This window comes from Aminobacter sp. P4_H6_2, assembly GCF_056400805.1.
The window spans coordinates 1-9,987 of the sequence record NZ_JBFUKO010000144.1 but is presented as its reverse complement, the minus strand read 5'-3'; the positions used below and the strand labels follow the sequence as shown (position 1 = coordinate 9,987).

General features: G+C 59.9%; 8 protein-coding genes and 1 pseudogene. All 9 read left to right on the top strand.

The annotated features are described in order from the left end of the window. Positions 1 to 625 (top strand): sugar phosphate isomerase/epimerase family protein (locus tag AC1DUU_RS13030; RefSeq protein ID WP_476783838.1); only part of this gene is annotated, 625 nt, incomplete at its 5' end. A gap of 12 nt (positions 626 to 637) precedes the next feature. After that, a complete protein-coding gene (locus AC1DUU_RS13025) occupies positions 638 to 1,813 on the top strand; it encodes a Gfo/Idh/MocA family protein (RefSeq protein WP_476783837.1) in 1,176 nt (391 codons plus the stop codon). Next, positions 1,810 to 3,342: a sugar ABC transporter ATP-binding protein gene (locus AC1DUU_RS13020; RefSeq protein WP_476783836.1), complete on the top strand. Its 1,533-nt coding sequence runs from the start codon at positions 1,810 to 1,812 to the stop codon at positions 3,340 to 3,342. Before AC1DUU_RS13025 ends, AC1DUU_RS13020 begins: the two co-directional genes overlap by 4 nt. Before the next feature lie 3 nt (positions 3,343 to 3,345). After that, entirely contained in the window at positions 3,346 to 4,353 is a 1,008-nt protein-coding gene (locus tag AC1DUU_RS13015) for an ABC transporter permease (protein ID WP_476783835.1), read from the top strand. Between the two features lie 67 nt (positions 4,354 to 4,420). Further along, positions 4,421 to 5,368 carry a substrate-binding domain-containing protein gene (locus AC1DUU_RS13010; protein ID WP_476783834.1) on the top strand — a complete coding sequence of 316 codons (948 nt, stop codon included), beginning with the start codon at positions 4,421 to 4,423 and terminating at the stop codon, positions 5,366 to 5,368. 329 nt (positions 5,369 to 5,697) lie between these two features. After that, positions 5,698 to 6,720 (top strand): HTH-type transcriptional regulator GntR, encoded by a 1,023-nt coding sequence (gene gntR / locus AC1DUU_RS13005; protein ID WP_476783839.1) that lies wholly within the window; start codon positions 5,698 to 5,700, stop codon positions 6,718 to 6,720. 233 nt (positions 6,721 to 6,953) lie between these two features. Next, entirely contained in the window at positions 6,954 to 8,081 is a 1,128-nt protein-coding gene (locus tag AC1DUU_RS13000; protein ID WP_476783833.1) for a sugar ABC transporter substrate-binding protein, read from the top strand. Between the two features lie 79 nt (positions 8,082 to 8,160). Continuing rightward, entirely contained in the window at positions 8,161 to 9,708 is a 1,548-nt protein-coding gene (locus tag AC1DUU_RS12995) for a sugar ABC transporter ATP-binding protein (protein ID WP_476783832.1), read from the top strand. Next, positions 9,705 to 9,987 (top strand): annotated as a pseudogene (locus AC1DUU_RS12990) (ABC transporter permease); the annotation flags it as partial. The gene AC1DUU_RS12995 and the pseudogene AC1DUU_RS12990, both read left to right, overlap by 4 nt.

Genomic DNA, 9,987 nt, shown 5'->3' with positions numbered 1-9,987 from the left:
GCCCTATGTCTACCCTTGGCCGCAGCGTCCGGCCGGTTTGGTCGAGGCCGCGTTTGACGAGTTGGCCAAGCGATGGACCCCGTTGCTCGACTATGCCGACGAGAATGGCGTTGACGTCTGCTACGAAATCCACCCGGGCGAAGACCTGCACGATGGCGTTTCCTACGAGATGTTCCTCGAGCGTGTGAAAAACCACGCCCGCGCCAACCTGCTCTACGACCCCTCGCACTTCGTGCTGCAGCAGCTCGACTATCTCGAATATATCGACATCTATCACGACCGAATTCGAATGTTTCACGTCAAGGACGCCGAGTTCAATCCGACGGGTCGGCAGGGCGTCTATGGCGGCTTCCAGAGTTGGGTCAACCGCGCCGGCCGGTTCCGTTCGCTGGGCGACGGCCAGGTCGATTTCGGTTCGATCTTCTCCAAGCTGACCGCCAACAATTTCGACGGCTGGGCGGTGCTGGAATGGGAATGCGCGTTGAAGCACCCGGAAGACGGCGCGCGTGAAGGCGCCGAGTTCATCAAGGCGCATATCATCCGCGTCACCGAACATGCCTTCGACGATTTCGCCAATGCCGGCACCGACGACGCCGCAAATCGCAAGATGCTCGGCCTGAGCTGAGGGGAACGCGACATGGCTATTGAAGCAAGCAACAAAGAAGCGGGCGGCGGCCGCATTCGCCTGGGCATGGTTGGTGGCGGACAGGGCGCTTTCATCGGCGCGGTCCACCGCATCGCCGCGCGGCTCGACGACCAGTTTGAACTTGTCGCCGGCGCGCTGTCGTCCAGCGCCGAAAAGGCGAAGGCCTCGGCTGCCGATCTCGGCCTTCCCGCCGACCGATCATACGGTTCGTTTGAAGAAATGGCCAAAGCGGAGGCTGCCCGCTCCGATGGCATCGAGGCTGTCTCCATCGTGACGCCGAACCATATGCACGCGCCTGCCGCAAAAGCCTTCCTCGAGGCTGGTATCCATGTAATCTGCGACAAGCCGATCACCACCACCGTCAAGGAGGCCGAAGAACTCGCCGCGCTGGTGAAAAAGTCGGGCAAGGTGTTTGTATTGACTCACAATTACACCGGTTATCCGATGATACGGCAGGCGCGCGAAATGGTCGCCAATGGCGATCTCGGCGAAATCCGCGTCGTGCAGGCCGAATATCCGCAAGACTGGCTGACCGAGCCGGCGGAACGCTTCGGCTCCAAGCAGGCCGAATGGCGCACTGACCCAAAGCGCTCGGGCGCGGGTGGCGCCATCGGCGACATCGGCACCCACGCCTATAATTTGGCGGCCTTCGTTACCGGGCTGAAGACTGAGCAGGTACTGGCGCAACTGACCTCCTTCGTCGAAGGTCGCCCTCTCGACGACGATGTCCAGATCCTGCTTCGCTATTACGGCGGTGCGCGCGGTATGCTGTGGGCAAGCCAGGTGGCTGTCGGCAACGAAAACGGGCTGAAGCTGCGCGTCTACGGCACAAAGGGCGGCCTGGAATGGACGCAGGCCGACCCAAACTATCTCTGGTTCACGCCCTTCGGCAACCCGAAGCAGTTGCTCACCCGTGCCGGGTCCGGCGCGGGCCCAGCTGCGACCCGCGTCACGCGCATTCCGAGCGGCCACCCCGAAGGCTATCTCGAAGGTTTCGCCACCATCTACGCTGAAGCAGCTCGCGCCATCCGCGCAGCGCGCGAAGGCAAGAAGCCCGACGCCGACGTGATCTACCCGACCGTTGAGGACGGCATTGATGGCATGAAGTTCATCGAAGCCTCCGTCGCTTCATCGAGATCCGGCAACGTGTGGACAAAGATCGGATGAATATGTCCGTCGTGTCTCAGCCACAGGACCACAAGGGCTTCATGGCCGGACACGGGCTGGCCAAAGCCTTTGGCGGTGTTGAGGTGCTGAAGGACATCTCGCTCGATATCCGCTCCGGTGAAGTGCATGCCATCATCGGCGAGAACGGCGCAGGCAAATCCACCCTGATGAAGATCCTCGCCGGCCATCTGGCGCCGACGTGCGGATCAATCACGATTGACGGCGAGACCCTCGTCTTCAGCGGACCGGTGGACGCCGAGCATCGCGGTATCGTGCTGGTGCATCAGGAAATCCTGCTGGCGCCGGACCTGACGGTTGCGCAGAATATCTATCTTGGTCGCGAGATTAAAAAGGGCCTGAGCGTCGACGACAAGGCCATGAATGCGGGTGCGGCGAAGGCCGTGCGCAACCTTGGCGCCAATATCGATCCGAAAACCGTCGTCGGCCGCCTTTCGATCGCCCAGCGTCAATTGGTGCAGATTGCCCGCGCGCTTCTGGTGCCGCACCGTCTGGTCATTTTCGACGAGCCGACCGCTTCGCTGACGCCGATTGAAACCAATGCGCTGCTCAAGGTGATTTCCGATATCCGCAAATCGGGAGCGGCAGTCCTCTACATTTCCCACCGCCTGCCGGAAGTGAAGACGCTGGCCGACCGTGTCACGGTGCTGCGCGACGGCAAGCTGGTTACCACCCGTGAGGCGGCCGGCCTTGAACCGCTCGACATGGCGCAGTTGATGGTGGGCCGCGACGTGTCCAAGCTATATCCCGATCACGTTGCGCCCGAGGGCGAGGACCATGTGCTCGAAGTCGAGAACATGGATGTGCCCGGTTATGCCCGCAACGCCTCGTTCAAACTGAAGCGCGGCGAAATCCTCGGCTTCGCCGGCCTTGTCGGAGCCGGGCGCACCGAATTGATGGAGGGCATCGTCGGCCTGCGCCCCGCCAAGGGCACGATCCGCCTGAACGGAAGGCCGGTTTCCTTCGCCAATGCCAAGCAGAGCATGAAGGCGGGCATCGTCTATCTTTCCGAAGATCGCAAGGGCAAGGGCCTGCTGCTGAGGGAAACGCTCGGCGTGAACCTGACGCTTGCTGGCCTGAAGAATTTTGTGCGCGGCCTGATACTTGACCGCAWGGCCGAACGCACCGCACTCGATCAGGCGATCACCGAATTCGACATTCGTACCCGCAACAAGGACCTGCTGGCCGGCCAGCTTTCCGGCGGCAACCAGCAGAAGCTGTTCATCGCCAAGATGATGATACTGAAGCCCGACATCGTCATCATCGACGAGCCGACGCGCGGCATCGACATCGGCACCAAGGAGCAGATCTACAAGTTCGTCGCCGACCTCGCACAGCAGGGTAAGTCGGTGATCGTCGTCTCTTCCGAAATGCCCGAACTGATCGGCGTCTCTGACCGCATCGTTGTGATGCGCGAGGGCGTGATCGCCGGTGAGGTGAGCGGCGAATATATGAACGAGCGAGAAATCGTCGTGCTTGCGACGGGCGTGAAAACTTCTGAGGCGGCCTGAGATATGACTGAAACGACGACTACCGCCAACCCGCAAAAGCGCAGCTTCTGGCAAGATATCGACCTGCGTGCGGTGGCGCCCTTCGTCGCGCTGGGGCTGCTACTGGTGCTGGGCTCGTTTGCCCATGACAATTTCCTGACGGCCAACAATCTGTTGAACGTCATGACGCGATCGGCATATATCGCAATCATCGCGATTGGCGCGACCTTCGTCATCACCGCCGGTGGGCTTGATCTCTCTGTCGGCGCGATGACCGCCTTTGTCGCCTCTCTCGCCATCATGTTCATGAATGCGGGCGGTGTCACCGATCCGTTGATGATGGTTCTGGCGGCTATGGCGCTGATGCTGGCAATCGGCATGGCCTGTGGGCTGACCAACGGACTGGTAATAACCTTGGGCAAGATCGAACCCTTCATCGCCACGCTCGGCATGATGGGAATTTATCGCGGCCTCACCACCTGGCTTTCGCAAGGCGGCGCAATCACGCTGCGCGATCCTGACGTGCAGGCGGTCTATCGTCCCGTTTACTTCGGCAATCTTTTCGGCATTCCTTACCCTGTGCTAGCAATCTTCATCACGGCGGCGATCGCAGCATTCATCCTTTATCGCACCTCATTTGGCCGCCATGTGATCGCCGTCGGTTCCAATGAAGACGTCGCGCGCTATTCGGGCATCTCGGTCGCGCGCGTGCGCACCATGACCTATGTGATCCAGGGGCTATGCGTGGCGGGAGCTTGCCTGATCTATATTCCGCGCCTTTCTTCCACCACGGCCACGACAGGCACGATGTGGGAACTGAATGCAATCACGGCCGTCGTGGTCGGTGGCACCGCTTTGCGCGGCGGCGTCGGGCGCGTCTGGGGAACAGTGGCTGGCGCCTTCATTCTGGAAATCATCGGCAACATTATGCTCCTGACAACCTATGTCAGTGAGTACCTGCTCGGCGCGATCCAGGGAGCAATCGTCATTATCGCCATGTTGGTGCAGCGTTCGCTGATGCGAAAATCGTGAAGGAAAATCGGGACTGCGGGTCGCCCGGTCGGTTCAAGACAGACCTGTAACTTTGGGAGAGAGATGAATGCGTAAAATTCTACTGGGACTGGCAGCCGTTGCGCTCGCTGCGACCATGGGCACAGCCCTGGCGCAAGATAAGAAGACCATTGGCGTCTCGATACCGGCCGCCGACCATGGCTGGACCGCCGGCGTGGTGTACCACGCCGAACGAGTCGCCAAAAAGCTGATGGAGGAATATCCGAACCTGAACGTTGTGGTGAAAACTTCGCCCGATCCGTCGTCGCAGGCCAACGCCGTGCAGGACCTCGAAACGCAGGGTATCGACGCGCTCGTTATCCTCCCAACGGATCCCGATCCGCTGGTTAGCGCGATCAAGGAAGTCAAGGCTAAAGGCAAGTTCGTCGCCCTCGTCGACCGGGCGCCCTCCACCAATGACGACTCGGTCCGCGACCTCTACGTCGCCGGCAACAACCCGGCGCTCGGCGAAGTCGCCGGCAAGTACATTGCCGCCACCACACCGAACGCTGAAGTCGTTATCGTGCGCGGCCTGCCGATCCCGATCGACCAGCAGCGCCAGGATGGTTTTGACAAGGGCATCGCCGGCTCGGGCGTCAAAATTCTTGACCGGCAGTTCGGCAACTGGAACCGCGACGACGCCTTCAAGGTCATGCAGGACTACTTGACCAAGTATCCGAAGATCGACGTGGTCTGGGCGCAAGACGACGATATGGTCGTCGGCATTCTCGAAGCTATCGAACAGGCCAAGCGCACAGACATCCAGTATGTCGTCGGCGGCGCCGGCTCGAAGGACATGGTCAAGAAAGTCATGGACGGCGACAAGATGGTCCCGGTCGACGTTCTCTATCCGCCGGCAATGGTTGGCACCGCGATGGAACTGACGGCAGCACAGCTTTTCGACCAGGTTCCGGTTCACGGCACGTACATCCTGGATGCCACGCTCGTGACCAAGGACAACGCCGCCAACTACTACTTCCCAGATTCTCCATTCTAACTTAACGTGTCAGGATATGACTTGTGCGACGGGGAGGCTCAGCCTCCCCGTTTGCTTTTACCCATTGATCTTGGTCTAGGGCTGGGGTTTCACCATTGAATTGAGTTCCCCCCCCCCAGGCGAGCCGCATCGACACGGTGGCCCCGCGCGCGAGTTGGCCGAGCGTTCGGACAAAGGGTCACAACCTCACGTCACTCGATCAGGGCTTGGAGGGCTTCACAATTCAGCTTTTGGCCGCCGGCTTCTCAAGCAACACAGCTTCGTTGCATGATGATGTGGATAGTGGTGGAAGGGATCCTGCCGCTTTGGACGAGAGCAAGGATACGCGGGTGCGGAGAAGACGTGGCGGCGGCAAGCCGACGATTGCGGATGTCGCGCAACGAGCAGGTGTTGGAGCGATTACGGTTTCGCGCGCCCTGAGAGAGCCTGACCGAGTGTCCGAAGACCTTCGCAACCAAATTGCTGCGGCGATCGATGAACTTGGGTATGTTCCCGATCGCAACGCCCGCGCACTCGCCTCGGCGCGGGACGACATTGTCGCTGTTTTGGTGCCGTCGCTGACAAACAATGTCTTCGCCGAGGTCGTGCGCGGTCTTTATGACGGTCTGGGCGATAGCCATCTGCAGCTTCACCTCGGCAACACCCACTATTCGGGCATTGAAGAAGAACGCTTGCTTCGCGTTTTCCTGAGCCAACGCCCATCGGCCCTCGTCGTCTCCGGTATCGACCAGACACCGGCAGCCCGGGCTATGCTGCAAAAGGCAGGCTGTCCCGTTGTTCAGATCATGGAAACCGGAACCGACCCGATCGACATGATGATCGGCTTCTCGCATTTCGAAGGCGGGCGAGCCGTCACCCGTCACCTTGTCGAGATGGGATACCGGAGGATCGGTTTCATTGGTGCGCGCATGGATCCCCGGTCGCAGCGGCGCATGGCCGGTTATCGCGCCGTGGTTGAAGAGGTGGGCATCTACGACCCGCGCCTGGTGACGACAACGCCGACACCATCCAGCGTCTCGCTCGGACGCGAGTTGTTGCGTCATGCACTTGCCAAGGCGCCGGACCTTGACGCGGTATTCTGCAACAATGACGACCTGGCCTTGGGCGCGTTGTTCGAATGCAACCGCTCTGCCCTGGCAGTGCCTGGCAGGATTGGAATAGCGGGCTTCAATGATCTCGACATGATGGAAGTGGCCTTTCCGTCGCTGACAAGCGTGCGTACCTATCGCTACGAGATCGGCAGGCGCGCGGTTGCCATGGTCCGCGCGGCAATCGCGGGAACGCCTCAGCTTGAACCTGTCGTTGATGTCGGATTCGAATTGAAAATCCGGGAAAGCACCAGCCGCAGGTAACCTCCAGAATTGACGGCATCTGGAAGCGGGTCACCTTTACATTCGGGTATGGTAGCGCTACCATCGACTATTGCGCCAAAAGCCGGGAGGAAATGGCCTTGGTGTGCAATACGGAGGATGTTGTCCCGATATTCACCTGCCGCAGGTCGATGCTGCGAAGGAGAAATCGTGCCGCCAATCTGGCCGCATGTGGATCGATCCTCAGTATCATGAAACGAAATGGGAGGATTGACATGTTGAAGTCGCTTGCGGCTGGCATGATCGCGGCCAGCGCGTTTCTTATGATGGGATCGACGGCGATTGCCGACCCTGAGGTGGTGTCCGGTCCGGCGGCCGACGCGAAATGTTTCGCGCCATGGAATGCAGATACAAAGTTCTACAAATATCCAGCCAAGACGGGGCCGTATCGGATAGCGCTCGCCAATGGCTATATCGCCAACACATGGCGCATCCAGATGATCCAGTCGGCCAAGGCCTACGCGGCACAACCAGAGGTCGCCGCCAAACTCAAGGAGTTCAAGGTCGTGTCGACTGGGGAAGACGTACCAGCGCAGATCTCGGCCGTGGATAACTTCATTGATTCCGGTTACGACGCCATCATCGTCAACGCCCAGAACGCGGCTGCGCTCATTCCGGCTCTGAAGAGGGCAAAGGCGGCTGGCGTTGTGGTGGTTGCCTTCGACGGCACGGTCGACGATTCCGAAGACCTCATCAACGTCAATGTCGACCAGAAGGGTCTTGGCATCCTCTGGGCCAACTGGCTGGTCAAGCACCTACCCGAAGGCGGCAAGATCCTCGAGGTGCGTGGCGTCGCCGGCCATCCTGTCGACGGAGCCCGCCACGAGGGCATTCAGGAGACGTTCGCTGCAACCGGCAAGAAGTGGGATGTCGTTGAGGTTGTCGGCAAGTGGGACGACGCAGTCGCGCAGAAGGTGACGGCGGATGCCATCGTCGCCAGCGGACCGTTCGACGGCATTACCGGCCAGGGTGGCGATACCGGCATTGTCCAGGCAATGATAGACACCAAACATGCATTTGTGCCGTTTGGCGGCGAGACTGAGAACGGCTTTCGCAAGTTCTGCGCAAAGTTCAGCGGCGAGGGGCTGAAGTGCTCGTCGGCAGGTTCTGGTCCGGCCCAGGTGGCGGTCGCCATCAAGACCGCGCTTACCGCCCTGGAAGGCAATGTGGTTCCCCAGTCGATCAAATTGCCACTGGCCATCGTCGAGGRTCCCAACCTCAAGGAGGGGCAGGACTTCTATCCCGACCAGTCGGACAACTTCTTTGTCGGCAATTCTTTCCCGACTTGCGGCATCGACATTTCCGCTATCGAGATACTCGGCCAGTCCAAGGAAAACCAGTAGAACTGGAACTGCCTCACTTCTCTGCCGCGGGCAAGACCCGCGGCAGCCTTGCGCCGTCAATTCGCAACAGGAGGTTTGGTTGGACAGCACTCCGCTCTTCCAGCTGGAGCAGGTTTCCAAGCGCTATGGCGGTGTCCAGGCACTGGACAAAGCCGACCTAACCGTCGAGGCAGGACGTATCCACGCCATCCTCGGAGAAAACGGCGCCGGCAAATCGACCCTCATCAAGATCATGGCCGGCGTCGTGATGCCTGACGAGGGAAGGATGCTGATGAATGGCGAGGAGATGTCGTTTGCGTCGCCTGCGGCCGCAGGCGGGCAGGGCGTAGCCTGTATCTTCCAGGAACTTTCGCTCATTCCCGATCTTAGCGTCGCCGACAACATCGTGATAACCAATCCGCCGAAACGTTTCGGTCTGATCGATCGCCGAAAACAACGCCTGATCGCCATGGATGCGCTGGCAAGGGCGGGCGCAAAAGACATCCACCCGGCTGCATTGGTTGGAGACCTGCCACTGTCGCGGCGCCAGTTGGTGGAAATAGCCAAGGCGCTCGCGCGCAACCCGAAAATTCTCATCCTGGATGAGGCAACGTCCGCGCTGACGGCCGCGGATGTGGAAAAGGTGTTTGCGGTACTGCGGCGCTTGCGCAACGAAGGAATGGCGCTGCTGTTCATATCGCACCGTATGAACGAGATCACGGAGCTTGCGGACACTTGCACCGTTTTCAGGAACGGGCGCAACGTCGCGACATATGAGGCCGGGACAAAGTCGGAGAACGAAGTCGTCGAGATGATGATCGGGCGACACTACAGTCATGTCTTCCCGCACAAGCCGCCTGCCGTTCCGATTGACTTGCGTCCAGTGCTGGAGTGTCGCAACTTGTCCTGGGACAACCGCCTGAAAAACATCTCTCTGGCTGTGCGGCCCGGTGAAATCGTTGGGCTGGGCGGCTTGGACGGACAGGGGCAGCGGGAACTTCTGTTGGCCATTTTCGGCGTCTTGCGCGGCGTTGCCGGCGACATCCTCGTCGAAGGCCGGCGCGTAGCCATCAACAGCCCTTCGGCCGCGAAGGCCCAGTCTGTGGGAATGGCGCTGATCCCCGAGGATCGCAAGACCGAGGGCCTGATGCTGCCGATGTCGGTGCGGGACAACCTTTCCTTCGCGGCACTCGACATGCTCTCCGCATACGGGATCATAAACAAGCAAGCCGAGCATGAAGCCAATGATGACATGCTGAAAATGCTTGCCGTCAAAACTGACGGGCTCGATGGCCCGGTTAGCGCGCTCTCAGGCGGCAACCAGCAGAAAGTCGTTATCGCCAAGTGGCTCATGCGCAAGCCCGGCATCATTCTGCTCAACGATCCGACACGCGGCATCGATGTGGGGACTAAGCAGGAGATCTATCAACTCCTGCGTCGTCTAGCCGACCAGGGCGCGGCGATCCTTTATTATTCGACCGATTATGACGAGCTGATCGGCTGCTGCGATCGGGTCCTTGTCTTCTACGACGGCGCCATCAAGCAAGAATTCGCAGGCGCCGAGCTCAACGAGCATGCGCTGGTTGCCAGCGCGCTCAATGTTGATCACGAGATGAGACATGCTCGGATCGGGGGGATCCCATCATGAGGGATTGGCGTTACTGGTTTGCGGAACAGAAGGGAACGCTGATCGCACTCGGCATCTTCCTGTTCATGTTTGCGATCTACATAGCCAACCACCCTGCAGGGCTCACACCCAACGTTGCGCAGACGGCATCGAACAAGGCCACACTTCTGGCGCTGGTCGCCATGGCTCAGGCCTTGGTCGTGATCACTGCTGGAATAGACCTTTCTATCGGATCGATCTTCGTATTGACCAATTGCCTGGCGTCCTGGCTTGTGCAGGGAACGCCCCTGGAAACAGCCC

Excerpts from the sequence above, each read along its gene's own strand:
- AC1DUU_RS13025 (WP_476783837.1), top strand. The coding sequence starts at position 638 with ATGGCTATTGAAGCAAGCAACAAAGAAGCGGGCGGCGGCCGCATTCGC.
- AC1DUU_RS13015 (WP_476783835.1), top strand. The coding sequence starts at position 3,346 with ATGACTGAAACGACGACTACCGCCAACCCGCAAAAGCGCAGCTTCTGG.
- AC1DUU_RS13010 (WP_476783834.1), top strand. The coding sequence starts at position 4,421 with ATGCGTAAAATTCTACTGGGACTGGCAGCCGTTGCGCTCGCTGCGACC.